Consider the following 26522-nt stretch of genomic DNA (forward strand, 5'->3'; position numbering starts at 1 on the left):
AAACTTTGGGGGTAGTAGACATGAAAGAACGTTGGTTTGTCAGATGGCGTCCCTATCGGGGAAATCTTGAAAAAACGCCTGTAGCAATGAATGAATATCTGCCAGTAGGGCAAAGCATGGTACTGGGCGCCCAGCATGCTTTTGCCATGTTTGGAGCAACTATTCTGGCCCCTCTATTGATGGGTTTTGATCCGAGCCTGACGATGCTCATTACGGGTATCGGTACGATTTTATTTTTCCTCATTACAGGCGGCCATGTGCCGAGTTATCTGGGATCAAGTTTTGCATTCATTGGCGCCGTAGCTGCAGCCACTGGCTATGCTGGAGCTGGCAGTAATCCCAATATCGCGCTTGCTTTAGGCGGAACAATTGTATGTGGAGTTTTATATGCAATTGTAGGTTTAATGGTCATGCGAACTGGTACTCAGTGGATTGAGAAACTGATGCCACCTGTAGTAACCGGTACAATTGTCATGATTATCGGGTTAAATCTTGCCCCGGTTACCATTAAAAGTGTTTCAGCCAATAATTTCGATGCATGGATGGCACTTGTAACTATTTTATGTATTGGTACGATTGCCGTTTTTACCCGAGGCATGATTCGTCGTCTACTATTACTGATCGGTCTGGTCATGTCCTACGCGATATACTTTGTCTGCGCCAATGTCATGGGTTTAGGCAAACCAATCGATTTTAATGCTATTTCTAGTGCTGCCTGGTTCGGTTTACCTGCTTTTCATCAGCCGGTATTCCAGCTTAATGCCATTTTATTGATCGCACCTGTGTTTATTATTTTAATTGCTGAAAACCTCGGCCACTTTAAGGCGGTCAGTGCGATGACCGGGCAAAATATCTCTCCATATATGGGAAGGGCTTTCTTTGCAGATGGTTTATGTACCACACTTTCAGCTTCAGTAGGTGGTACAGGCATGACGACTTATGCTGAAAATATTGGGGTAATGGCAGCCACTAAAATTTATTCTACTGTTGTCTTTGTTATTGCTGGTGTTTTTGCAATCCTGTTAGGTTTATCCCCAAAATTCGGTAGTCTGATCAGCACCATTCCAGTAGCAATTCTGGGCGGCGCTTCAATTGTAGTTTTTGGTCTAATTACGATCGCAGGAGCACGTATCTGGATTAGTAATCAGGTAGATTTTAGCAAGAATGGCAATATGATCGTCGCTGCGATCGCTCTAATTATGGGTGCAGGTAATTATTCTCTGCATATTGGCAACTTTGATTTAGGCGGAATTGGTACTGCAACCTTTGCTGCAATTCTGATGAATCTGGTTTTTAATCGTGAAACACGGACTCTTAAAACTGGTTCAGGTACAACACCTTTAACTTCACCTGCCATGCCCGTTAAAGAATAAATCTAGAACAGTACAGATACAAAGTAGTTGATAAAAAATTTATCAGTTTTTAAAAAACCTTATCTTTTATGGAAGTAACTATGACAATAAAATCTGTAGCATTCATTGGCTTGGGTGCAATGGGCTGGCATATGGCAGGCCATTTGACCAAAGTATATACAGATGTCCGGGTCTGGAACCGTACTGCCAGCAAGGCCAAAGAACATGCCAGAGTGTTCGCAACACAAGCCACCAGTCTTAAAGAAGCGGGACAGGCCGATATTATTTTTTCCTGTTTACCTACCAGTAAGCAGGTTGAGGAGATTATTCAAGAGGCACAACCTAAAACGGGTAGTATCTGGGTAGATTGTACCAGTGGAGAGCCACAATCAGCACAGCGGCTACAACAACAATTAAAAGAGCAGGGCGTAACCTATCTTGATGCGCCAGTTTCAGGACAGACTATAGGGGCAGAAAAAGGCACCTTAACCGTTATGGTTGGTGGAGACCCGAATATGCTAGAGCAGGCAAACCCGGCCATTCAAACTTTTGCCGGTCTGATTCAGCATGTAGGCGAAAGTGGTTCGGGATTTGCAGTAAAAGCGGTAAACAATATTTTGATGGCAGCAAATTTATGGGCGTTGGCTGAAGGTATGTGTAATTTAAAAAGCCAAGGGGTCGAATTGGATGCAGCCCTAAAATGTATTAATGCCTCAAGCGGTCAAAGTAATATGTCTCATAATATTTTTGCACAGCGCGTGTTGAGTCGTGAATTTCCTTTAACTTTTGCATTAAACCTGCTTGCGAAAGATGCCACTATTGCTACACAGCTTGCAGGCTCAACTCAAACTATAATGCCGGTTTTGCAGTTAACACAGCAGCTGTATCGTTCTGCCAGTAATAATCTACCCTCAGAAAGTGACTTTTCCAGTGTGGTACAGCAGCTGGAGCAATGGAATAATCTAACCCTGCAATCTGCCTGAATAAATCTTGTTGTTCTATATGATTAGATATTTGTTAATAAAAAGTCCTGTATATAAACAGGACTTTTTTATGGTTATTTTCAACAAGGCATTTTACTGAATTGGATGATGAGAAATTTCACTCAATTCTTTGCGGCTATAACCACGTGATACCAATACCCGGGTAATCCCTGCGATGACATCTTCATTGGTGGCTTTCGCCAACGCTTCCAAAAGTTGTGCATTGCTTTTACATGCACAATCATTTTCGACACAAACAACCTGGTTTTTATGTGCGTTCTGTTGCTGGTCTGCGGAGAACAGCTTTTGCCAAAAACTCATAAATTTATATTAATCAACCTAACATATGCGGAAATATAGCCAAATTAAAATAAAATACAAGTCATCCTAGGTCTTAAAAGATGAGCTCAACAGTTAAAACTTTTAATTTTACTGTTACGAATTAACAGTTTTATGACAGAGGAGAAATCTTATAACTTACAACTATATGTATTAGTTATATTTTTTATAAAATAAAAAGAGATTATAAAAATAATCTCTTTTACATATGATACAAATTGTTTAAATCTTTTCCAGCAAAATACCTGTCTCCACATGATGGGTATATGGAAACTGGTCAAACATGGCAAACTTTAAAATTTTATGGCTTTCTAATAAGATTTTAAGATTATCATGCAGAGTGTCAGGATTACAGGAAATATAGATAATCCGGTCAAAGCGTTGTAATAATTTTAAAGTATCCAGATCGATTCCTGCACGTGGCGGATCAACAAAAACAGTATCGAACTCATAACTCTGAATGTCAATTTCTGCTTCCTGCAAACGTCTGAATTCACGTTCACCATTGAAAGCTTGGGTAAACTCTTCAGCTGAGAGGCGGGCCAACTGGATATTGTTAATTCCATTTTGCTCAATATTCCATTGCGCTGCATAAACTGAACTTTTGGCCAGCTCGGTTGCCAGCACCCGCTCAAATTTTAAAGAAAGCGGTAGCGTAAAATTACCATTACCGCAATAGAGTTCCAAAAGATGCTTTTGTGATGCCTCGGCAGCTTTACATGCCCATTCAAGCATTTTCTGGCAGACAATTGCATTAGGCTGAGTAAAACCACCTTCAATCTGTTTATATTTAAATTTTTGTTCTAATACCTGTAATTCTTCTACAACAAAGTCATCAGTTAATACCAGCTTTTGACCACGGCTCCGCCCAATAATCTTAATATTTAACTTTTCTGCTAGAGTTGTTGCTGCCTTTTCCCACTCATTGTCGAGTTTACGGTGATAAATCAGTGTAACCAGCATCTCACCGCTTAAAGTAGCCAGGAAATCAACCTCGAACAGACGTTTTTCAAGCAGAGGGTTTGCTTTTAGTTCTGCAAGTAAAACCGGCATAAGCTGGTTAATGCTGTGGTCTGCAATTGGAAATTCATCTACACGAATAACTGTTTTTTGCTGGTCTTCAGGATTACGTTCGAACATGGCATAAAACATATCCTGATCGGTATGCCAGATACGGAATTCAGCACGCATCCGGAAATGCTGTTCAGGTGATTCAAATACTTCCAGGGCAGGCGGGTTAAATTCGGCAAATTGAGTAGAAATACGCTGAATTTTTGCTTCAAGTTGGGCTTGATAGGTCGCGGTCATAAAGAATCAACAAAAACAGGTGAAAATCGATGCTGCATCTTAACAAAGATTGGCAGGAATAAAAATCAGTCCTGCCTTTCAACGTGCTGTGCTTTTGCCGGTCTTTATACAGTACTAGAAGGATCGGATCATTTTTAAACCAGCACTCCAGTTGCGGCCATCTGCGGGTTCGAAGAAACGTTTGTTCCCATCATTTACTATTACTGAACCTACATAATCTTTATCAAGCAAGTTATCTACCCGGGCAAAAGTATTGATTTTCCAGTCAGCATTTTTCCATACATAGCCAATATTCGCAGCCATAACTGTATAACTTGGTGCAGTATCAGAATTAATATCGTCTACATAAATTTTATCATTGTAGCGAACATCAAGTCCTGCCTGAAAACCGGTTTCGGGTTGCCAGTTTAAAGCGATATAGGCCTGATTTTTGGCAATTCCCGGTATGATATTGCCTTTATATACGGTTTCACGGCTGTCTGAGCCAGGAATATCTGCATCAAACTTGGCATTTAGATAACTATAACTTGCCTGTGCATAAAGCTCCCGCCACAAGTTTTTATTCCAGTACAACTCAATACCTTCACGCTGGGTGCGTTTGGCATTTTGAAAAGTATTACGGCCATTATTACTCTCTGCCGAGACAATGTCATTGCGAGTCTGAGTATGGAAAATGGCCGTACTGAAATCGCCCCAATTATTCTGAGTTTTGAAACCAAGCTCATAACTGTCACTGCTGGCTGGCTTCAAATCAAAATTAATCCCCGAAGTTCCTAAGGTAGGGTAAGCCATTTCTGTAAAGGTTGGTGTTTCAAAGCCTTTAGCATAGCTAATATAAAGTGTTGAATCCGGTCTGATATTCCAGCTTAATGCAATTGAGGGAAGAAGCTTCTGATAGTCTGTCTGTCCACTGTCATCCTCATTGGGACCCTTAATGTATTTATCTTTAGATTCATAATGCACATTGCTATAACGCAGACCACTGTCTACCCGCCAGTCTGGCAGGAATTGCCAAGAAGCCTGAATATAGGGGTCAATATTCCATAAAGTATTTTTCTCATCACGACGCAAGTTACCTTTTACGCCATATTGTGGTGTATTGTTATTCAATACAAAATTTTCATAACCCTTCCGGTCTTCATCCATTGCATCGAGTGCCATACCAATACTTAGGGTAGTATTTGGCAGTAGCTCTTTACCGGTCCAGCGCAAATCTGTACCGTAATATATACGGTCAAAATCGATTACACCGCCGGCATGGCGTGCGTTTAGCTGTGTACTATTAGGTATACATTCTTGGGTATCTTTTTTAAATATGCATCGAGGTATAGACTGGTATTGCACCACATGACGCTGCCCGGCATAAGTCATGACATAGAGTTCATGCTGATCATTAATTGGTTTTGTCCACGTTACACCTGTTTGAGTTTGCTCAATATCTTTGCGAACATCATAGGTATTCTTTACATCATTGACTTGGCGAGGATTTTTCTGCCACTGCTCTCGGTTCAAACCTTGTGGATCATCTGCATTAATCTTGACATAGTTGGTTACCCAGTTAACTTGAGAACCATCTTCCAGATTCCAGCTCAGCTTTGCATTGTTCAGGACTTTACGTGCTGCACTATGTTCCCGAAAGCCGTCAGTGTCAAAGTAAGATGAACTGATGATATAGCTTGGTTCACCTGCTTTATTTGCACCACCTTGTAAAACCAGACTGGTTTTGTTTTTATGATGGCTGCCTTCGGCATAACCCAATTCAACAGAATCACGACCTTTGCCTTTACGTGTCGTGGTAAGAATAGTCCCGCCAGATGAATTTCCATACAGGGAAGAGAATGGACCACTTAATACTTCTATATGGTCGAGACTGCCCAAATCAATATTTGAGGTCTGACCTTGACCATCCGGCATGGTGGCAGGAATACCATCAACATATAAGCGTATACCGCGTACCCCGAATGTTGAACGTGCACCAAAGCCACGCATGGAAATTTGCAGATCTTGCGCATAGTTTTCACGGTTATTAATCTGCAGCCCTGGAACACCTTTTAGGGTTTCTGACAGATTCACATCCAGATTATTCTGATTTTGTGGCTGTTCTATACGATAGACAGATGCCGGTGTTTCAAGCCAGCTCGTATCGGTACGTGTAGCTTCAAGCGTAATTGGTGCAAGCTGTACAACTTCTTGTGCTTGAGCCCAGCTTGCCTGAAGAATGCAGGCACTCAGAAGAAGTTTTTTATATGGAAAGGCAGATAGGGAAGCAGAGCTTTTCATAAGTATCCTGGACTGGTAAATACTAATAGCCTAAGAATTTAAGACTAGATTCTTAAGGTAAAAAAGCTGAGTTTTTAAAAGATCAGACCATGTTTATTCATATATAAAACAATGAAAGTATAAGGGAAAGATTTGTTATAAGAATAAGTTAAAGCTCCCCTATGACTCTAAACCTGATTTCAGATAAAAACTCAGCATTAGAAGCGTATTAAAATGGAAATAAATGCAGCTGACCAGAATTTATCTGTAGTATCTTGGTATAAAAGTCGTAGAATAACTTGAGAAATAAGATTATTTATATTTTTAAAATTCAAAGAGATCAATAAAAAGCCAGCGGCTTAAACTATAGCGCCGGCTAATATTTTAGTACTGATTAGTTTCCACGATAAGTAGAATATCCATAAGGGCTGAGTAGGAGTGGAATATGATAGTGGGGTACAGTGCCCTTCACTTCAAAAATGACCGGAATTTCGGGAAAAAAAGTATCCTGTTTCTGTGTTTTAAACCAGTCACCTGTTTTAAAGGTAACTTTATAAAGCCCCTGATGAAAATTCTTGTTTTCCGGATAAAGTGCAGTAATACGGCCATTTTCATTGGTTTTAGACTGGCTGATTTGAACCCATTTTCCTTTAATCTGTTCTTCAAGCGTGACCTCAACATTAGATGAAGGCAAGCCTGTTTCTAGGTTAAGTACATGCACACTGAGCGGATTAGCTGCAGCAAAACTGAATTGGGCTGCACATAGACTTAAACCGGCAATAATGAGTTTTTTCATGTTTTTACTCCTGTGATAAACTTTTTTGGACACCCTGTTCGGCGCATGCTTCATCTTGTGCTGCACCACCTCCACCTGCGACTCCTACTGCACCAATCACTTCATTTTTATAGGTTACTGGAATACCGCCACCGAGTAGCAACAGTTCATTTAGGGTGTTCAAATTACTGGCTTCAGGGTTATTTTGAGCATTACGGTTCAGGACAGAAGTCCGTGTTTTGGTAGACAGTGCAGTATAAGCCTTACGCTGTGCCGCAAGGGTATTATGTGGACCAACACTTTCGTGACGTTTGAGTACCAGTATATTGCCACCCCGGTCCAGTACCGCGACTGCAATATTCTTTTGCTGGGCATGACAGGCAGTAATGGTATGATCAGCTAAATGTTCAGCAAGCTTTAGACTTAAATTATATTGCTGTATTGGTTCAGGTGTTTTCGCAGACAATGTCGTGATAAAACCTGAAGCTAAAATAAAGCTTGCCGTCAGAACAGGCCAGTAAGATGGCTTTAACATGAGTATCTCCTTAAATCCTGAAAACATAATAAAAAGAGATGTGGTCTTGTTGGATGACAAGTAGATTACAGATTTGTCATTTAGGCGTAATGGAAAAATGGTTTCGAAATGAATATCTTGATTATTGAAGATGAACAGAAAATAGCGCGCTATCTGGCCAAGGGTCTGACTGAGTCAGGTTACCGAACATGGCTTGCACATGACGGACGGGAAGGTCTTATGCTATTTGAACAGCATGCAATTGACTTGGTTATCCTAGATGTGATGTTACCAGAGCTTGATGGCTGGCAGGTGATTCAGACCTTGCGCCAGTTTTCGGAAGTTCCGGTATTATTCCTGACCGCCCGTGACAGTGTTTTAGACCGGGTCAAAGGTCTGGAACTGGGTGCTGACGACTATCTGGTAAAACCTTTTTCCTATATTGAGTTACTGGCAAGAGTTAAAACCTTGTTACGGCGTTCATCTACTAAAGTAGTCGAACAGTTGCAGGTCGAGAATCTGAAAATCGACTTGCTCGAACACAAGGTTTACCGTGACCGGGACCTTATTGAATTAACCAACAAAGAATATGCTTTACTCAGATTTCTGGCTGAGCATCAGGGCGAAATCATGACACGTACCCAAATTGCCTCCCAAGTCTGGAATATCAATTTTGATACTGACACCAATGTGGTTGATGTAGCAGTACGTCGCCTGCGTGCTAAGATTGATGATGCTTATCAGCCTAAACTGATTCATACCATACGTGGTATGGGCTATAAACTTGATACAAACACATGAGTATATTCCGGCATTCGCTTGCAGTTCGGCTGAGCTTATTATTTATCGGTATTGCCTGTGCAGTGTTTTTAGCGATAGGTCTACTGGCTTACAATGGTATGGATCAGGTATTAAAGCGCCAGCAGGATGAAGCATTGCGAGCCAGGGTAGAGCGGCTGGAACTCCTGATTCAAAATTCTAGCGATTTAAATAGCCTGATTCAGCGGCCCAAACTTTATGAAAATATGCTTGGAAATCAGGATAATCTGCTTATATTAGAAAATCAGAACGGAACTGCTCTGATTTATATTAATCCCTTACAGATTCATATACCCATTTTGCCTAAAGCCGAACAAACCTGGCTCATTGATAATAAGAAACAGCAGGCCACTACAAGGTTGGCATGGAAAACAATCAATTATCAGGGACAGCAGTATTTGCTGATTGCAGGTAAGCAGTTCGATGAGCGAGAGCAGGTCCTCTATAGCTTTGCCTTAAAGCTTGTAGGTTACATTGGGCTAGGAATCTTGACGGTATGTATATTGAGTGCTTTAGTCAGTTATTATGGCCTTGCACCACTAAGAGATTTAAGTGAGCAGACCCGGTTAATCAATATTCAAAAGCTGAACCAGCGTGTCAGCGAAACCAGTCAAAGTGACGAAATCAGACTACTCTCTACCGCCATGAACAGTATGCTGGAGCGGATTGAGCAAGGTTATCAGCAACTGAGCCGCTTTTCTGAAGATATGGCACATGAGTTTCGGACGCCTTTAAATAATCTGATTGGACAGACGCAGATTCTGCTTAGTCAAAATCGTGAAAAGGCCGATTATCAGGATTTGTTATTTTCCCATTTGGAAGAATATGAACGTCTGAAAAGGATGGTTGAAAATATGCTATTTCTGGCACGTGCTGATCATTCTCAAAATAGCCTAAGTATTATAGAGGTTAATCTAAAAAGTAGTCTGAATGAACTGTTGGCATATTTCGAATTAATTGCTGAAGAAAAAAATCTGCAGATTAACAGCCGCCTCAAGATTACATTTATCCATGCTGACTATTTATTGTTTCAAAGAGCAGTTTCCAACCTTTTAAACAATGCGATTGAATATAGTACAGAGAATGGCCATATTTCTATAATAGCTGAACGGATAACGCTGGCAGGTAAAATATATAATGCAATTCATGTTTTGACATATGATGTATATATTGCTGAACAACATTTGCCACATTTGTTTGAACGCTTTTATCAATGTGATCCGGCCAGACACCAGCAAGGACGTTCTGGAGGTTTAGGGCTTGCAATTGTTCAGTCAATTATGAGTATTCATGAAGGGATAACAGAAGTTAAAAATATGCCAGAAGGGGTCCGGTTTAGTCTGTATTTTCCTGAACATTTAGCTGGCAATTCAGGAAACAGAAAATAAAAACATTCTTATAACCGTTTTAATTTTTCTGTTAAATACCGCATTCCTTCCGTGGCAGTCATGGAAAGTAACTGGTACTGTTCAGGGAGCTGCACATGATCGGCTTTTGGGTCAATATAGTAAGCCTCACAATGAGCAGGAATCTCATTAACCAGAGCTGCAACAGGATATACTGACAGTGTTGAACCTATCACAATAAAAATATCAGCCTGTCTTGCAAGTTTAATGGCCTGTTCATAAGTAGGCACAGCTTCACCAAACCAGACCACATGGGGCCGCAAAGAATAACCTTGCCGACATTTATGTTGCTGGAGGTCAAGCTCCCAGCCGTCAACCGGATAAAACTCTTCAGTATATTGCGCGTCCGGGCCTGATGTCTTTGCCAGGCGAATATTCCCGTGTAAATGTAATACCCGCTTACTTCCTGCGCGCTCGTGCAGATCATCAATGTTCTGGGTAATCACCTCGACATTAAAATTATCTTCTAAACTGGCAATAGCCTGATGTGCAGCATTCGGCTCGGCATCAAGAATATTTTTACGCCGTTCATTATAAAATCGTTGTACCAGTTCAGGATTTTTGGACCAGGCTTCAGGCGTAGCGACTTCCTCAATACGGTATTGCTCCCAAAGTCCATTGCTGTCGCGAAAGGTATTAATTCCACTTTCTGCACTCATGCCTGCACCAGAAAAAACAACCAGTTTCTTCATAGTTATTATGCTCCATTGCTTAAAGTTTATTTCTAATGTAATTCAGTTAAATCAACATATTAAAGCTTTAGCTAGAAGTTTATATCAGTCAGGCATCTCATCAATATTTCGCGGTTCAGCTCGGGGCTGTACATTCATGCGATGGCGAAATGATGAGGAATGTTCATAAGCCTGAATTCGTACCCGCATAATCGACCCTAATGGCTGATGTTCACGAATTCCATGCCAAGGATTAAAAGAAAGGACATCATCTGAATACACCCGTCGGGCCGGACCAAAAGTATCCTGCTGGGGAAAATGCAGAATACCAATATTCTGATGTGGAGATTCTTCTTCACGCCATAAAACTGCTGCATCCTCAACTGGCATCTGTTCAAGATCAGTACAAAGTTGCGCACGTATTACGTAATCAGCAGTATTATGTTTAAAAAAATCCCTGACCAGATCACGGATGGTGGACTCGGATTCAATCTGCATCTGTTGTCCTGTAAGTGTTTTTACTGAATCGGACTCAGGGGCAACACTAATCTTGGCAATATAATCGCCATAGCGTAACGCAGCCATTGTATGATAGGTCTCACCTAATATGTGGTTCTGGCTGCGAGCCAGACCTTGCAAAGTTGCAGGCGCGGGAACTCCTGCAGATTCTACTAACTGATTAACGCCACGTAATACTGAACGCATACCGCGCATCATACTCTCAGGTGCCTGCTCGCCTTGGGTAATGAAAGGCAGCATCTGTTTGTATTTTCGTACTGTCCCGAAAGCCAGTACCGGTATATTGACCATTAAAAAATCCTGATTATGACCATCACTGGGATCATCAGGAAGTAACCGGTGTCCGGGAACATTTAAAATTTTAAGAGCAAAGCCATGAGGTGCCGGAATCTTATCGCTACGCAAATCTCCCGGGGCAGCAGAAAGACGCACCATAACATCATAATGGCCAGGGTGAGCGAACAGGCCTTGGCGCAAATGTTCAGGCAAATTTTCAGGAACCTTCAAAATTCCTTTTAAGAATCCATGTGATTTTGCATGAGCATCACGGACAGCATGACGGTGTTTATCAAAGACTTTACAGTTTGTTTCAGCCATCTGCTCGACAATTTCCTGAATCAGACGGTCCTCATCTGGCTGTTTTTGTTCTACTCCGGGATAGTAGCGCACATAGCGTTCCGGCATGACAAGGCTCCTTTATTATTTGAATATGACTAAATTTAAAAATAAGAAAATAATTTGGTACTAATCTAGCCAACTCTAAAGCAATGAAATATGCAACTTGGTAAACAATTCGAGTGTATTTGGTAAATATAAAGTGCTGGCTTGAAACCTAGAGGGGACTATTGTAGAAACATTTTTTGCCACATGAGCTTACAGTCAGGCATGTTATGCTTGAACTTATTGTTCAGCCATTCAAAGGATAGTTTTGTGCAATTACATCATCATATACAAACTGCTTCTGAGGCCACTACACAAACTCCAGTTGTATTGTTGCATGGTTTATTTGGTAGTTACAGTAATTTGAATATGCTGGCACGGGGTATAAAAGACCGTGATATTTTTCAGCTGGATTTGAGGAATCATGGACAGTCTGGGCATTCGGCCGAACATAATTACGAACTGATGGCACAAGATGTAATCGAAACTTTAGAACCCTTTAAACTGGAGAAAGTCATTCTGATCGGGCACTCTATGGGCGGAAAAGTTGTGATGAAAATTGCGGCTTTAAGACCGGAGTGGGTAGAAAAGTTGATCGTACTGGATATTTCACCTGTGCATAGTAATCATGGTGAACATGAGCAGATTTTTAAGGCATTAAAAGCAGTAGAAGCCAGTGATGTACAAACCCGACCTGAAGCAATGACAATTATGCGTGAATACCTTCAGGAAGAAATGGTTATACAGTTCCTGATGAAATCCTTTAAGGCTGGGCACTGGCTGTTTAATGTCGATGCTCTGGCGAACAATTACCCGAATATTCTGGCATGGGAAACTATTGAGCCCTCATCCATTCCAACCTTATTCATCAAAGGTAGCAAGTCACCTTATATTTCCAAAGAAAAACATTTTCAGGCAATTCACCAGCAGTTTCCATTTGCACGGATTGAAGAGGTTGAGGCAGGCCACTGGTTACATGCAGAGAAAACAGAACAGGTCATGGCACTCATCTTAAATATGCTGGATACCTGAGCCTTAAAGTTTTCTAGACTTCATATCTTAAAATATAAAAAACCTGTCATTAGACAGGTTTTTTATATTTATTAATTAGTGGTCATGATGAAGATATTCTGGTTCTTTTGGTAGTGCAAAACTACACAGGAAACAGATAACAAGCATGACAATAACATAAACGAAGAAAGTATTTTCAAACCCTGCTTCTTTAAATTTTAAAGCAACGGCAGGAGCCGAGCCTCCAAATAATGCATTACCTACTGCATAAGAAAAGCCGACACCAAGTGCACGCACATGGGTCGGGAACATTTCTGCTTTAACCAGACCACTAATAGACGTATAGAAGCTTAGCAACATCATCAGGAAAATAAGCAGGAGTGTTACGATTACAGGTGAATAGCTGAAGTGTCGCATCCCGACAACCATTACTGGATAGATAAAGATAGCACTGGTGGCACTAAACAGCAGCATAGATGCCCGTCGTCCAATCCGGTCGGAAATCATACCGAATATCGGCTGCGCCAGCATAAATACAAATAGGGCACAGGTCATCATAAAACCGACAGTCTTGCCATCAATACCGATATTGGTTAGGTAGGTTTTTGAATAAACAGTAATAACATAGAAAGTTAATGAACCTGCCGAGGTATAGCCAACCACCAGTAAAAAGGTTTTCCAGTGTTTCTGAAATAATGCACGCAGGCTACCAGACTCTTTACGCTCACTGTCTTCATGTGACAGAGTTTCTTCAAGACGGCTACGGGCCAGCAAAGAAATAATGGCGGTAATACCCCCGATGACGAACGGAATACGCCAGCCGCCGTCCATTAACTGTTGTTCACTCATAAAAGCAAGCAGGATCACACCTAGCAGACTCGCTAGAAGTTGACCGCCGGAGAGGGTGACATACTGAAAAGAAGCATAAAAACCACGCTGGCCTTTTAATGCAATCTCGCTCATATAGGTTGCAACCGCTCCGTACTCGCCCCCAACCGATAAACCTTGTAACAGTCGAACCAGTAATAATAAAAATGGAGCTGCCATACCTACCTGTTCATATGTAGGCAGTAAGGCGAAAAGGAAAGAACTTATAGCCATCAAACTGATAGAAATAACCATCGACTGTTTACGGCCCCGGGTATCAGCAATACGGCCAAAAAGCCAGCTACCGATTGGACGCATAAAGAAACTTGCCGCAAATACTCCCCAGACATAAATACCCTGTGCGGTAGAAGTCATATCTGGTGCAGTAAGTGCATGCTGGAAATACATGGCAAAAACAGCATAAATATAAAAATCGAACCATTCCACCAGGTTACCGGAGGAAGCCCCGACAATTCCCAAGACCCGTTTCCGTTTTTCTTCTTTCGTATATATGACTTCACTCATCTAGATATCCTTATGGCTATGCCAGTTGTACTATTTGCTAGATAATCATTATTTAAAATATATAAATGATCGTATTTTCTCTTCTTCTATATAGGAAGAAGATATACACAGTAGTTAGCATTGGCAATTATAGAGATTAAATATTAAAAAGTAGCCATATGAGAAATTTTAGTAAATATATGGGCATTAATTCGGCATTTTTATTATAAATATAAAAAGACTTTTAATTACAGGTAAAAAAACAAGCCCTAAAATATGAAATTTCAGGGCTTCTGGCTTTGAAGTATATTTAAGCAAGCTTAAAATTTCTTGGTGTAATTTACAAAGAACCGGTTCTCGGTAAAGTCATTACCGTATTTGACGTCGTAATTAATCAGAATATATTGCAGAGCTACACCCTTCAGCGCAGGCTGCTGGAATGCATAATTTACAATAATATTTGATTCACTTTCCTTGTTTTCTCGGCCATCTGCAGTTTTAAAGTCATTGCCATATACATACTTCAGTGTCGTATTCAGGCCCGGTACATGGTCTTTAAAGTCATAACCGTAGATAAAGTGATATGACTTTTCATCTTGCTTGAAGAAACCGGTGGTATTCCAGTTAATAAAATAAGTTTCTGGCAAGAAACCGTCTGGAAGCGGGTAAGCAGACTCACCAATAATTTGCTGGTAACCGATACCAAAGCTATGGTTTTTAATCTTGAGAGTTTCCAGTAGACCTACATTTTGTGCATCTATGTCAAAATTATTTCCGGTATCTTGAGCATTAAAATATTTAAAGCGTGAGTTAACTGAAAACTCTGGCTGTTTCCAGGTATGATCTAGACCAAGGTAATGCTTGTTATATAGATTTTCCAGATTACCAAAATAATATTCTGCTTTAAGATTTGGCATGATCTGATAACGCAGGTCAATATAGTTTAAGCCATCAGAAAATTCGGTTATGCCGTTTGAAGTAAAAGAAAACTTGCGAAAGTCTTCTTCATTGCGTGGCGAAACCTTGGTAATATGGCCAATTTCCAGATTTAACTGGTCGGTCAGTTGTGATTTAAGATTAGCTCCCCAATAGGACGTCAATAGTTGTCGGCTGGCATCTACGGCAGTAACCGGTAAATCCAGCCATAACTCACCCAAACTGAGCAATGTTCTGTCATAACCCAGTTTTAAGGTAGCGCCATATTTTAAAAAGTCGCGTGCTTGCGTTTGAGTTACCGGATCAAAAGGTAGAACAGTATCGGCAACGTGTTTGTCTGAACTTAAACGTACCGCGTACTGTACTGAGGCATCTGCACCAATTTTGACTGGCAGTCCTGCAATCTCAAGTGGGGTGTCAATCATTCTGGATTTATAGAATAAAGAAGCAGACTGTGACCAGCTGCCGGTATCTTTTAAATCGGAACGTTCAAAGTTACGATCAATATATGCATTTTTTAAGGTAAATTTCCATTCATCTTCAACTGGAAAAAGTACAGGTAAACTTGGAGCAGCAGTAGAAGCTTTGTTTTGCTGTACGGGACTTCCTGCAATATTCTCTGGAAGCGGTGTACTCTGATGAACTGCTGTATCCTGATTACCTAGCGGAGATTCAGCTGCCCAAAGCGGTAGAGATGCCGTAAATGCTGCCAGCATAACCCCTGAAGAAACTGCAAGATGTTTAGTTTTTAATTCATTCATAGAGTTTAGTTCCATTTCTTGAAATAATGTGCCCATCCTGGGCACATAGATAAGTTAAGTATTTAATGAGGTCGTTGTATTTAAAGGTGGAGCAGGGCTAGCAGTTACAGATACTTTTAAATTGACCAGAAAAATTGCTAGGGCAGCAATAATACCGGGAATAGCAATCGCTAAAAAGTTCATCTGATGTGGTAACACCAGTGTAAGTAAGGCACCTGTTAATACAGGTCCAACAATTGCACCAATCCTGCCTATACCGGATGCCCATCCCAAACCGGTTGAACGTACAGCTGTTGGATAAAACTGTGCGACAAAAGTATAAAGTAGAATTTGCGATCCGATGGTTGCTGCGCCAGCAATCGCGATCAAGCTATACAGCACAAATTGCGGGCTGTTGAAACCTAGTAAGATCAGGGCAAGAGCACCTAATATAAACATGGTAGTAATGACAGGTTTCAGATGGAATCTGTCTGCCAGTACTCCACCACCAATTGCTCCTACCATTCCCCCAATATTTAAGGCAAACAGAAACAGCATGCTGGCACCTAGTGAATAGCCTGCTTGCAACATCAGTTTTGGTAGCCAGCTTCCTAAAGCGTAGACCATCAATAGACACATGAAAAAGGCTATCCAGAACATGAATGTACTGAAAGTACGTCCACGCTGAAATAAGGCACGAACAGGTGCACCCTGATGATCAATGTTTTCATTTAAATAAAGTTCAGTCTCAGACCCTACAGCTAGCTGAGGAGATAATTTCTGAACAATATTTTTAGCTTGTTGCTCGTCTTGGGACTTGATCAGGAATGCAAGAGATTCAGGCAGAAGTTTCCAGAGTAAAGGTAAAAACAGTAAAGGAATACCCGCTATGTAAAACATAATCTGCCAACCATGATCTTTGACTAACCAGGCACCAAGTAAGGCAGATACCATACCGCCAATGGCATAGCCACTAAACATGATTGCGACTAAAGTACTGCGAATTTTCTTTGGTGCATATTCTGTCATAAGGGCTACAACATTTGGCATAACCCCTCCGATACCTAGCCCGGCAATAAAGCGTAATATTGCAAATTCGACAGGACCACTGGCAAAAGCGCCTATAAAAGTAAAACCACTAAACAGTGAAACACAGATTAAAATAGTTTTCTTGCGGCCCAGTTTGTCAGATAGCGTGCCAAAAATCATGGCGCCAAACATCATTCCAAATAATGCTGCACTGGCCAGTAAGCCTGCTTGCACTGCCGATAATGACCATTGCTGCATTAATAGCGGTAGTGCGACCCCATAAATAACCAAGTCATAACCATCAAAAATAATAATGATCAGGCATAAAATTAATACCTTCCAATGAAAAGGCGTAAATTTCGCATAGTCTATAAGATCATGAATATTGATCTGACTTTTATTCATTCTTCACCTCCAATCTGTGAAGTACTGAGTAATTATGCTGATAAATTAGGCGGGAGCTTGTATTAAGTCAAAAACTTAATCAGTATATATTTATGTAATAAAGGTATGACTAAAATTTATTATTTAATTATTTGATCTTGAAAAATATTTATCATATTAATGAAAATAGAAATTTATATATTATTTTTATAGTTATATAAAAAATATTTTATAGATAGAGTAAAATAAAAATGTATAAAATTATTTTAACTTAATAAAAATTTTAATAAAAAACCGGATAAATTAATTTATCCGGTTTTGAAATTTAAAAAGAAAATGAGATTTTAAATTATCTTATAAAATCTGAGATTATCTGTTTAAATATTTCAGGCTGTTCAATATTTGAAATATGAGAAGCATTTATTTTGGCAAGTTGAGCATTTGGAATACGCTCAAGCATAAATTCAGCGTCTTCTACGGTAGTGACCGGATCTGCTGTACCTGCAATAATTAATACTGGCACTTTAATCTCTTTAAGCTGATCACGTAAATCCGCTTTAGCCAGAGCCTCACAACAGCTTGCATAACCTTCGGAGCTGCCAGCTGCTAGGTCGTTACTCAAATGCTTTACAATTGCTGTTTGGCTCTGGATAAAGGGTTCGGTAAACCAGCGTGAAGCAGCAGTTGCAGCAATAGGCTTTAAGCCCTGTTCACGGACCAAACTGGCGCGTTCCAGCCAAGCCTGTTCCTGTCCAATTTTTGCTGCTGTATTGCAGACTACAACGTGATTAAAGCGTTCAGGATAATGGATCGCAAGCCATTGTCCTGTCAGGCCGCCCATAGAAATTCCACAAAAGCTGGCGGTCTGTATTTTAAGGTGGTCAAGCAGGTGAATAACATCCAGACCTAATTGTTCAAGCGTATAAGGACCTGGAGGTGCAGAGGAGCTGCCGTGGCCGCGTGTGTCATAGCATATGACAAAAAAGTGAGCTTGGAAGTAATCTAGTTGCTGCTGCCACATACTCAAATTAGTTCCAAGCGAGTTGGAAAAAATCAGTGCCGGCTTGTCTGTATCGCCAAAAGTCTGATAGTGCAGGGCAATATCATTTAAAGTAAATGTTGGCATTATAATTTCCTTGAAATTGTTCAAACCCGTTCAATAATCATGGCGATACCCTGACCGACTCCGATACACATCGAACACAGCGCATAACGGCTATTACTCTGTTCCAGCTGATTGAGTGCAGTGGTCACCAGCCGCGCTCCCGAAGCACCCAGTGGATGACCTAGCGCAATTGCACCCCCATTCGGATTCACCTTGATACTGTCATCCGGCAATCCTAAATCCCGGGTGCAGGCCAGTGCCTGTGCCGCAAATGCTTCATTCAGCTCGATCACATCCATCTGCTCAAGACTTATGCCCGTCTGGTCCAGCAGTCTCCGGATGGCCGGAGCCGGGGCAAAGCCCATAATCCGGGGTTCAACGCCTACCGTGGTCGCCGCAACAATTCTGGCACGCGGCTTGAGCTGGTACCGGGCAACAGCCTCATCTGAAGCCACCAGTACTGCGGCTGCACCATCATTAATTCCTGAAGCATTGCCCGCAGTGACCGTGCCTTCTGCCTTGACTACAGGTTTAAGCCGGGTCAGGCCCTCAAGCGTGGTTGAGGCACGTGGATGTTCATCGCTATCAACCACTACTGCTTCCCCCTTACGCTGCGGTATCGTTACCGGGGTCAGCTCGTGTGCGAAGAAACCTCGCTGCTGGGCGGCAGCCGTGCGCTGCTGGCTGGTCAGGGCAAAGCGATCCTGGTCTGCCCGGTTAATGCCAAACTGCTCAGCGACATTCTCGGCAGTTTGTGGCATGGTTTCAACACCATACATTTCTTTCAACTTGGGATTGATAAACCGCCAGCCCATGGTGGTGTCTTCAATCTTCTGGCTGCGGCTAAAAGCCGATTCAGCCTTGCCCATGACAAAGGGCGCACGGGTCATGCTTTCTACCCCACCGGCAATGACTAGATGGGCTTCTCCGGCCTTGATGGCACGCGCTGCCATGGCGATGGCATCCATGGACGAGCCACACAGCCGGTTAACCGTCGTGGCTGGTACCTGATATGGCAGACCTGCCAGCAGGGCTGACATGCGGCCGACATTACGGTTGTCTTCACCCGCCTGATTGGCACAACCATAGATCACATCATCGAGCTGGTTCCAGTCCACGCCCGGGTTACGCTGCATCAAGGCCTGAATCGGCACGGCACCGAGGTCATCAGCACGGACGGCTGCCAGACCGCCGCCATAACGGCCAAAGGGAGTACGGATGGCATCAACAATATAAGCATTCTTCATGGGTTCTGACCTTCTATTCTCTGCTGCATGGGGACAGTGAATCTATCAATTTGAGGTGGCATCAAGCAGGCGGGCACCGGTCAGTGACTGCAGCTCGTCAAAAGACAGCCCGTCGACTTTCTCGATGACCTTCAGACCTTCCGCGCTGACATCAATCACGCACAGGTCGGTATAGATACGGTCAACACATTTCAGGCCGGTTGCTGGGTAGCTGAGTTCGGCCACAATTTTTGGTTCACCTTTTTTGGTGACATGGTCCGTGGTTACAAATACTTTCTTGGCACCTACAGCCAGGTCCATTGCCCCACCAACTGCCGGGATGGCATCTGCCGCTCCGGTATGCCAGTTGGCCAGATCACCATTTTCAGCCACCTGAAAAGCGCCGAGTACACAAATATCCAGATGACCACCACGCATCATGGCAAACGAGTCACCGTGATGAAAAAAGGCACCACCTTGCAGCATGGTGACGTATTCCTTGCCAGCATTGATCAGTTCCGGGTCTTCTTCACCCGTTGCCGGTGGCGGACCAAAGGCCAGTAGGCCGTTTTCCGAGTGCAGGAATACATCCTTGTCTTCTGGCAGGTAACTGGCAATTCTGGTCGGCAGGCCAATACCCAGGTTGACATAGGCACCATCCGGAATATCTTGGGCAACCCGGGCTGCAATCTGGTCACGGGTCAGTTTGGTATAGCTCATCATATTCTCCTTGGCGGCTTATGCGTGGGTATTCGGGCTCGATGGCGTGACCGCCACGACATGCTGGACAAAGATTCCCGGGGTCACGATATGTTCCGGATCCAGTGCACCCAGCTCTACCACCTCGGAGACCTGGGCAATGGTGACCTCGGCTGCCATGGCCATAATCGGACCGAAATTGCGTGCAGATTTACGGTAGACCAGGTTGCCCCAGCGGTCACCCTGATGAGCCTTGATCAGGGCGAAGTCAGCCCTGATCGGGTTTTCCAGCACATAGTCCTTGCCTTCGTGGTGCAGGGTAGGCTTGCCTTCGGCCAGCAGGGTGCCGAAGCCGGTAGGTGTATAAATGGGGCCAAGGCCCATACCGGCCGCCTGGATGCGGCAGGCCAGATTACCCTGCGGAACCAGCTCCAGTTCGATCTTGCCGGCACGGTAGAGTTCATCGAAAACCCAGGAGTCGGACTGGCGCGGGAAGGAGCAGATGATTTTACGTACAGCGCCTGACTTGAGCAGTTTGGCCAGACCATAATCACCGTTACCGGCGTTGTTATTTACAATGACCAGATCCTGCACGCCAAGCTCGATCAGGCCATCGATGAGTTCAGCTGGCTGGCCGGCTGTACCGAAGCCGCCAATCATGATGGTAGAGCTGTCTTTAATCTGTGAAAGCACTTCGGCTAAGGAAGTCCTGCTTTTATCAATCATAATATGTCCTAGTCAAATAGATAACCTGTTTCAGCTTTTCGAGCTTTGGGTAGAAGCTACAGCAGCCGTAATTGGCTCATGTTTACTCAGTACCAGATGTGCAATTACACCAATACAGATACCCCAGAAAACCGAGCTGAGGCCCAGAAAATGCATGCCAGAGGCAGTGGCTAAAAATGTAATCAGCGCTGCATCCCGCTGAGCATCATTTTTCATTGCCATACTAATATTGGTGGCAATCGCTCCTAATAATGCAAGTCCTGCTAATGCAGCTACCAGTTCCTTGGGTAACAAACTAAAAAGCATGACAATACTGCCAGCGAACAGACCGCCCAAAATGTAGAAAATACCGTTGGCGATCCCAGCAATATAACGCTTGTCTTTAAGTTCATGGGCATCTTTACCCATACATAATGCTGCCGTGATTGAAGCCAGTACAATAGTGATACCCCCTACACAGGCCACAGCAAGAGAGGCAATACTGGTAACACTGATAATCGGTTTGGCCGGCGTGTCATAGCCGCTCAGTTTCATAATTGCCATACCCGGTAAAAACTGTCCGGACAGGCTGACCAGAATCAGTGGAATAGTCAGGTTTAATGTGGAATTCCATGACCACTCAGGCATGATGAATTGTGGAATGGCAAGGGAAAAATTCATTTCAACCGGATTCATTTTTCCAAGAATCAGACTTAAACCGATGCCAGACACTAAAACCCAGATCATTGCATAGCGTGGACTTAAACGTTTTGCGACCAGATAAACCCCTAGCATGCCAAATACAATGATGGGCATGCTATCTGTAGCTTTAAACAGTCCCAGACCGAACTGGAATAAAATCCCCGCCATCATGCCAGCTGCTACATCCTGAGGAATCCATTTCAATAATTTATCAAAATAGCCGGTGGCACCGATGGCAAAAATTACTAATGCAGAAGTGATATAGGCGCCTACTGCCTCATTTAGGGAAATATGAGGGAATAACGTGACCAGCAGGGCAGTTCCCGGAGCAGACCAGGCAGTAATTACCGGAGTTTTATAACGTATGGACAGGTAAATTCCTGCAACTGCTGCACCGATTGAAATTCCCCAGATCCATGAAATCATCATGGCACTAGAAACATTAGCCTGTTGTGCCGCCTGGAAAAAAATAATTAAAGGACCTGAATAAGAAATCAGCACTGCCAGAAATCCTGCGACAGTTGCTGAAATTGACCAGTCTGCTTTTAATGTCCTGAACAGGGTTGCCATTGCGCATTCGCCTCCATGCAATTAAATTCAATGATCCTGTTGAATCTTTTTATATAAGATCAGGTCTAACCCTGATCACCTCCACCTACCGGTATGACACTGCCGGTAATATACGATGACTCGTCAGAAGCCAGAAAAACAATGGCATTTACTTGTTCCTGAATAGTTCCATAGCGGTGCATTAAAGACCGGTCAATCGTCTGGTCAACCACTTCCTGCATCCAGTGTTTTTCAGCGTCTGAAAGTGGGCTGTCATTCCGGGGCACTTTCCGTGGAGGTGCCTCAGTTCCGCCTGTCGCTACAGCATTGACCCGGATTCCATCTTTGGCATGTTCAAATGCTAAAGATGCTGTTATGGCATTTACACCACCTTTAGAAGCGGAGTAGGGAATACGATTAATACCACGGGTAGCGATAGAAGAGACATTAACAATAACACCGGACTGATTTTTAATCATTTCTGGTAAAACTGCACGACAGCACCATAAAGTCGGGAAAAGTGAACGGTTTACTTCCTTGATGATTTCCTCTTCAGAAAATTCCTGAAAAGGTTTCATCCAGATGGCACCACCCACATTATTGATCAGTACATCAACACGACCATAAGTTTCCACTGCTTTACTCACGACTGCCTGAGCACCGGCAAAAGTTTCCAGATCTGCCTGAATGGTGACAGCGTTACCACCCGCCGCTTTAATTTCGGCTGATACTTCTTCTACATAGTCAGAGCGGTCTGCCATCACTACCTGAGCACCTTCTGCCGCTACACGCAAAGCTACTCCACGACCAATGCCTTGAGCTGCCCCAGTAACAATGACTACTTTATTATTAAATCTTTGCATATTCATAAGCTTCTCCACAGAGATTAATTTGCAGAGAATTTTTCAAACAGGAAGTTTGCAGGTTTAACACCTTCAGCGTCCAGCCAGCCGCGTACTGCCTCGACCATTGGCACCGGTCCGCAAAGATAAATATCTACATCACCGCTATTTAACCAGTCATGATCAATATGATTGGACACATATCCCTTACGTTCATGCAGGCTTTCCGGATTAGCTACAACTGTGCAGTATTCAAACCACGGAAATTTTTCCTGAAGCTCATCAAGTTTTTCAAGAGCCACCAGATCAAAGTCGTTGGTTACACCAAAAACTAGACGTACAGGCTGTTCACAGCCCTTTTCTTGCAGTACCTGTAGCATTGACATGAACGGTGCTATACCTGTACCACCTGCCAACATGAGGACCGGGCGGTTAATATGACGCAGGTAAAAACTGCCAAATGGACCGGTAAAACTCATCTTGTCGCCCGGTTTTACAGTTTTGCTTAGAAACTCACTCATTTTGCCATTGGGTACATTACGCACGACAAAACCAGTCAGGCGATTGCCCGGTTTTGAGCTAAAAGAATAGGAACGGGTTTCCGTAGTTCCCGGAATCTCAACATTAACATACTGCCCAGCCAGAAAATGAATATCCGGCTGGCCTTCATCAAGTTCAATATCAAATGTAATTGTCGAGTCAGACAGGTTTTCAACCCGTGATAGAGTACCCTGAAATTTATGGATTTCAGTTTTACATACATCTGAAGATGCCTGGATCTGGAATACGGCATCTGAAGTAGGGCGGCACTGACAGGCCAGAATATAACCTTCTTCAGCTTCTTCCGGTGTAAGTGCATCTTCAATATAGTTTTCTTCTGGCATGTCATAGCTACCAGATTCACAGAACGCACGACATGTACCACAGGCGCCATCACGGCAATCCAGAGGAATATTGATTTTTTGGCGATAAGCTGCATCTGACAGAGTTTCACCCTGAGCAACACTGATGAATCGGGTAACGCCATCTTCAAATTGAAGTGCTACATTGTGGTTTGACATGGCTTGAATCCTGCAAAAATATTAAAACTGGAGCGCTCAGCCAACATTCCGTTTGGCTGAGATTTGATACATGTTAGATATGGTAGATATCAATGACTTGATTGATATAGTCGTTCTTAAGCACTACATATTTGCTCAGGATTTTTGCTTCATTACCTGAAAAATCAATCACATAACGTGACATACCAAAATAGCTGTAGCTGGTTTTATAACGGTAACTCAAAGTATTCCAATTAAAACGTACCATGACCTTGCCGCCTTCACATTCAACTATTTCAATATTTGAAATATTATGACTGGTACGGGTGTCAGGCATGGTGGCACTTGAACGTTCTGTTTTAATCCGGAAAATCCGGTCTTCAAGTCCTTGACGGTCAGGGTAGTAAATCAGGGAGATTTCAGACTGCGGGTTTTCAGTGAGTTTGTCATCATCATCCCAGGCAGGCATCCAGAAAGAAGCTTCCGGCGCATAGCAGGCCAGCCATTCATCCCACTGTTCATCATCCAGAAAACGGGCTTCTTTAAAAAGAAACTGGCTGACCTGTTCCAGTGTTACGGTTTCGAGGTTCGCTGTTGCATTCATGCGTTCTCTCCTTGATCAGCCAGTGCCTTTTCTGCTGCAATCGCTTTTTTCATCTCATGTAACCAGTGCTGATGCTGGGCTAGATACAGCCCTTCATCTTCAGCTTTAATACCGGAAAGTTTCGGTTTTAAACCAATTTCATTAGCTGCATCATCTGGTCCTTGTACCCAGTGCTTAGATCCACGGCACATATCGTTCCATTCCAGTTCAATACCGGCATATCCTGCTTGGCAGGCACGGAATTCTTCAAGGTCATCCGGAGTTGCCATGCCAGAAGCATTGAAGAAATCTTCATACTGGCGAATGCGGCGTGTACGGGCTTCAGGTGATTCACCTTTAGGGGCGATACAGTAAATGGTTACTTCAGTTTTATTTACTGCCAGGGGACGTAATACCCGGATTTGTGAACCAAACTGATCCATCAGGTAGACATTTGGATACAGACATAAATTTCGTGAGCGTTCAATCATCCATTTGGACATCGCGGCGCCATAACGCTCGGTGTATTCTTCAGCCTTGCTATAATTGGGACGGTCTTCCGGATTGGCCCATTGGGTCCAGAGCAACATATGGCCATTTTCAAAACCATAAGAACCCCCACCTTGCTTGCCCCATGCGCCTGCACTCATGGCCCGAACATTATCACCAGCCTGTTTTTCCTTGCGTTGTTGGGTTGTCGCGGCATAGTTCCAGTGCACGGCAGAAACGTGGTAGCCATCGGCTCCGTTTTCTGCAGTAAGCTTCCAGTTCCCTTCATAGGTGTAAGTCGATGCACCACGCAGAATTTCCAGTCCTTCATCAGACTGGCCAACAATCATGTCAATAATTTTGGTAGCTTCACCCAGAAATTCTTCAAGAGGGGGTACGTCAGCATTTAAACTGCCAAACAGGAAACCCTTATAGTTTTCAAAACGTGCCACTTTCTTTAGGTCATGTGAACCGTCTTTATTGAAACAGTCAGAATAACCTGCATCTGCCGGATCTTTTACTTTAAGCAGCTTACCAGAGTTATTAAATGTCCAGCCGTGGAATGGACAGGTATAAGTGGCCTTGTTGCCGCGCTTGTAACGGCAAAGCTGTGCACCGCGATGCGAGCAGGCATTGATCATAGCATTCAGTTCACCGGTACGGTTACGTGCAATGATGATCGGCTGACGGCCAATATGGGTAGTGTAATAGTCGTTATTGTTCGGAATCTGGCTCTCATGTGCCAAGTATACCCAGTTGCCTTCAAAGATATATTTCATCTCTAGATCAAACAGCGCCTGATCTGTAAAGACTGAGCGGTGAAGTTTAAATTCACCAGTTTCAAAATTGTCTACAAGTAATTCATCAATACGGTCAAGGTGGCTGGTATTGATTACAGGAATACGTGGCATGTCCGTTCTCCGACTTTCCAAATTTGTGGAAGTCACCAGGTTTAGCTAAAAATAGCTGAACCCGGTATCTCTATAACGCTTAAGCGCTTGCGCGGCGTCGTTCAACTTCGCTAGAAGGAGCAGCGTCTGCTTCTTTCACGAGCTCAACATTAAAAGTGATGTGCTTGAATGGCTTGTCCAGTTCACGACGGGATATTTCAGCTTCATCAGTCACATCTGTTGCTGTGGCAACCAGTCCGTCACGGGTAGCAAAGGCAAAGTCATCCCACAGATACTCGTCACCTTCGATATTGAACTGTGTGGTGAGCTTGCGGTAACCCGGTGCCGATACAAAATAATGCACATGAGAAGGGCGGTTACCATGACGGCCGAGCTTGTTTAAAAGCGCCTGGGTGGTGCCTTCTGGCGGGCAGCCATAACCTACCGGCATGGTGGTCAGGGCAACATATTTACCATTCACATCTGTAAGGATGGTACGGCGCAGGTTAAAGTCGGACTGGGACTTGTCAAAGAATGAATAGTTCCCCAGGCTGTTGGCATGCCAGACTTCTACCTTGGCTCCTTCAATAATATTGCCCTCTGTATCAGTAACTGT

23 protein-coding genes and 2 pseudogenes are annotated in these 26522 nt (G+C 43.1%); 5 read left to right on the top strand and 20 right to left on the bottom strand.

Annotated features, from left to right (window positions below; genetic code table 11):
• The first annotated feature begins 20 nt into the window (after positions 1 to 20).
• Positions 21 to 1373 carry a solute carrier family 23 protein gene (locus N518_RS0108415; RefSeq protein ID WP_005026219.1) on the top strand — a complete coding sequence of 451 codons (1353 nt, stop codon included), beginning with the start codon at positions 21 to 23 and terminating at the stop codon, positions 1371 to 1373.
• Positions 1374 to 1453: 80 nt separating this feature from the next.
• A complete protein-coding gene (locus tag N518_RS0108420) occupies positions 1454 to 2335 on the top strand; it encodes an NAD(P)-dependent oxidoreductase (RefSeq protein WP_005026217.1) in 882 nt (293 codons plus the stop codon).
• Between the two features lie 93 nt (positions 2336 to 2428).
• Here the strand turns inward: N518_RS0108420 and N518_RS0108425 are convergent, their stop codons facing one another.
• The 5 genes from N518_RS0108425 to N518_RS0108445 all read right to left on the bottom strand — a co-directional run bounded on the left by N518_RS0108425 (position 2429) and on the right by N518_RS0108445 (position 7551).
• Entirely contained in the window at positions 2429 to 2656 is a 228-nt protein-coding gene (locus N518_RS0108425; protein WP_005020007.1) for a hypothetical protein, read from the bottom strand.
• A 240-nt stretch (positions 2657 to 2896) separates the two neighbouring features.
• Positions 2897 to 3982, bottom strand: a complete 1086-nt coding sequence (gene trmA / locus N518_RS0108430) for a tRNA (uridine(54)-C5)-methyltransferase TrmA (protein WP_026444134.1) — start codon at positions 3980 to 3982, stop codon at positions 2897 to 2899.
• Between the two features lie 114 nt (positions 3983 to 4096).
• The gene (locus N518_RS0108435; RefSeq protein ID WP_005026211.1) at positions 4097 to 6262 is read right to left on the bottom strand and encodes a TonB-dependent receptor family protein; all 2166 of its coding nucleotides are present in this window, start codon (positions 6260 to 6262) and stop codon (positions 4097 to 4099) included.
• Positions 6263 to 6635: 373 nt separating this feature from the next.
• The gene (gene uraH, locus N518_RS0108440) at positions 6636 to 7037 is read right to left on the bottom strand and encodes a hydroxyisourate hydrolase (RefSeq protein WP_005020012.1); all 402 of its coding nucleotides are present in this window, start codon (positions 7035 to 7037) and stop codon (positions 6636 to 6638) included.
• Positions 7038 to 7041: 4 nt separating this feature from the next.
• A complete protein-coding gene (locus N518_RS0108445) occupies positions 7042 to 7551 on the bottom strand; it encodes a GlcG/HbpS family heme-binding protein (protein WP_005026209.1) in 510 nt (169 codons plus the stop codon).
• 108 nt (positions 7552 to 7659) lie between these two features.
• Between N518_RS0108445 and N518_RS0108450 the strand changes: the two genes are divergently transcribed.
• Together N518_RS0108450 and N518_RS0108455 are read left to right on the top strand one after the other, a co-directional pair.
• Positions 7660 to 8331, top strand: a complete 672-nt coding sequence (locus N518_RS0108450; RefSeq protein WP_005026207.1) for a heavy metal response regulator transcription factor — start codon at positions 7660 to 7662, stop codon at positions 8329 to 8331.
• Entirely contained in the window at positions 8328 to 9737 is a 1410-nt protein-coding gene (locus N518_RS0108455; RefSeq protein WP_026444135.1) for a heavy metal sensor histidine kinase, read from the top strand. Before N518_RS0108450 ends, N518_RS0108455 begins: the two co-directional genes overlap by 4 nt.
• Before the next feature lie 8 nt (positions 9738 to 9745).
• Here the strand turns inward: N518_RS0108455 and N518_RS0108460 are convergent, their stop codons facing one another.
• On the bottom strand, positions 9746 to 10447 hold the full coding sequence (locus tag N518_RS0108460) for an SIR2 family NAD-dependent protein deacylase (RefSeq protein ID WP_026444136.1): 702 nt from the start codon (positions 10445 to 10447) through the stop codon (positions 9746 to 9748).
• Positions 10448 to 10531: 84 nt separating this feature from the next.
• Positions 10532 to 11629, bottom strand: coding sequence for a catalase family protein (locus tag N518_RS0108465; protein WP_026444137.1), 1098 nt, complete (start codon positions 11627 to 11629; stop codon positions 10532 to 10534).
• Positions 11630 to 11875: 246 nt separating this feature from the next.
• Between N518_RS0108465 and N518_RS0108470 the strand changes: the two genes are divergently transcribed.
• On the top strand, positions 11876 to 12637 hold the full coding sequence (locus N518_RS0108470; protein ID WP_005020022.1) for an alpha/beta fold hydrolase: 762 nt from the start codon (positions 11876 to 11878) through the stop codon (positions 12635 to 12637).
• Positions 12638 to 12712: 75 nt separating this feature from the next.
• Here the strand turns inward: N518_RS0108470 and N518_RS0108475 are convergent, their stop codons facing one another.
• From N518_RS0108475 to N518_RS0108535, 13 genes and pseudogenes are all read right to left on the bottom strand, one after another.
• Positions 12713 to 14008 carry an MFS transporter gene (locus N518_RS0108475; RefSeq protein ID WP_005406307.1) on the bottom strand — a complete coding sequence of 432 codons (1296 nt, stop codon included), beginning with the start codon at positions 14006 to 14008 and terminating at the stop codon, positions 12713 to 12715.
• 299 nt (positions 14009 to 14307) lie between these two features.
• A pseudogene (locus N518_RS0108480) lies at positions 14308 to 15465 on the bottom strand (OprD family outer membrane porin); the annotation flags it as partial.
• A 273-nt stretch (positions 15466 to 15738) separates the two neighbouring features.
• Positions 15739 to 17097: an aromatic acid/H+ symport family MFS transporter gene (locus N518_RS0108485; RefSeq protein ID WP_005026191.1), complete on the bottom strand. Its 1359-nt coding sequence runs from the start codon at positions 17095 to 17097 to the stop codon at positions 15739 to 15741.
• Positions 17098 to 17425: 328 nt separating this feature from the next.
• Positions 17426 to 18202, bottom strand: coding sequence for a 3-oxoadipate enol-lactonase (gene pcaD / locus N518_RS0108490; protein ID WP_005026189.1), 777 nt, complete (start codon positions 18200 to 18202; stop codon positions 17426 to 17428).
• Positions 18203 to 18222: 20 nt separating this feature from the next.
• Positions 18223 to 19428 carry a 3-oxoadipyl-CoA thiolase gene (gene pcaF, locus N518_RS0108495; protein ID WP_005026186.1) on the bottom strand — a complete coding sequence of 402 codons (1206 nt, stop codon included), beginning with the start codon at positions 19426 to 19428 and terminating at the stop codon, positions 18223 to 18225.
• 45 nt (positions 19429 to 19473) lie between these two features.
• Positions 19474 to 20127 (bottom strand): 3-oxoacid CoA-transferase subunit B, encoded by a 654-nt coding sequence (locus tag N518_RS0108500; RefSeq protein ID WP_005026184.1) that lies wholly within the window; start codon positions 20125 to 20127, stop codon positions 19474 to 19476.
• An 18-nt stretch (positions 20128 to 20145) separates the two neighbouring features.
• A complete protein-coding gene (locus tag N518_RS0108505; protein WP_005020035.1) occupies positions 20146 to 20832 on the bottom strand; it encodes a 3-oxoacid CoA-transferase subunit A in 687 nt (228 codons plus the stop codon).
• A 30-nt stretch (positions 20833 to 20862) separates the two neighbouring features.
• Entirely contained in the window at positions 20863 to 22083 is a 1221-nt protein-coding gene (benE, locus tag N518_RS0108510) for a benzoate/H(+) symporter BenE (RefSeq protein ID WP_005026182.1), read from the bottom strand.
• Between the two features lie 65 nt (positions 22084 to 22148).
• Positions 22149 to 22931 (bottom strand): 1,6-dihydroxycyclohexa-2,4-diene-1-carboxylate dehydrogenase, encoded by a 783-nt coding sequence (locus N518_RS0108515; RefSeq protein ID WP_005026180.1) that lies wholly within the window; start codon positions 22929 to 22931, stop codon positions 22149 to 22151.
• 17 nt (positions 22932 to 22948) lie between these two features.
• Positions 22949 to 23965, bottom strand: a complete 1017-nt coding sequence (benC, locus tag N518_RS0108520; protein ID WP_017400589.1) for a benzoate 1,2-dioxygenase electron transfer component BenC — start codon at positions 23963 to 23965, stop codon at positions 22949 to 22951.
• 73 nt (positions 23966 to 24038) lie between these two features.
• The gene (benB, locus tag N518_RS0108525; protein ID WP_005026176.1) at positions 24039 to 24548 is read right to left on the bottom strand and encodes a benzoate 1,2-dioxygenase small subunit; all 510 of its coding nucleotides are present in this window, start codon (positions 24546 to 24548) and stop codon (positions 24039 to 24041) included.
• Positions 24545 to 25927, bottom strand: a complete 1383-nt coding sequence (gene benA / locus N518_RS0108530; protein WP_017400588.1) for a benzoate 1,2-dioxygenase large subunit — start codon at positions 25925 to 25927, stop codon at positions 24545 to 24547. The genes benB and benA overlap by 4 nt, the downstream gene beginning before the upstream one ends.
• A gap of 79 nt (positions 25928 to 26006) precedes the next feature.
• Positions 26007 to 26522: pseudogene (locus tag N518_RS0108535) on the bottom strand (catechol 1,2-dioxygenase); the annotation flags it as partial.

The sequence above is a fragment of the Acinetobacter sp. UNC436CL71CviS28 genome (genome assembly GCF_000620525.1).
In the GTDB taxonomy this organism is placed as follows: Bacteria; Pseudomonadota; Gammaproteobacteria; order Pseudomonadales; family Moraxellaceae; genus Acinetobacter; species Acinetobacter radioresistens.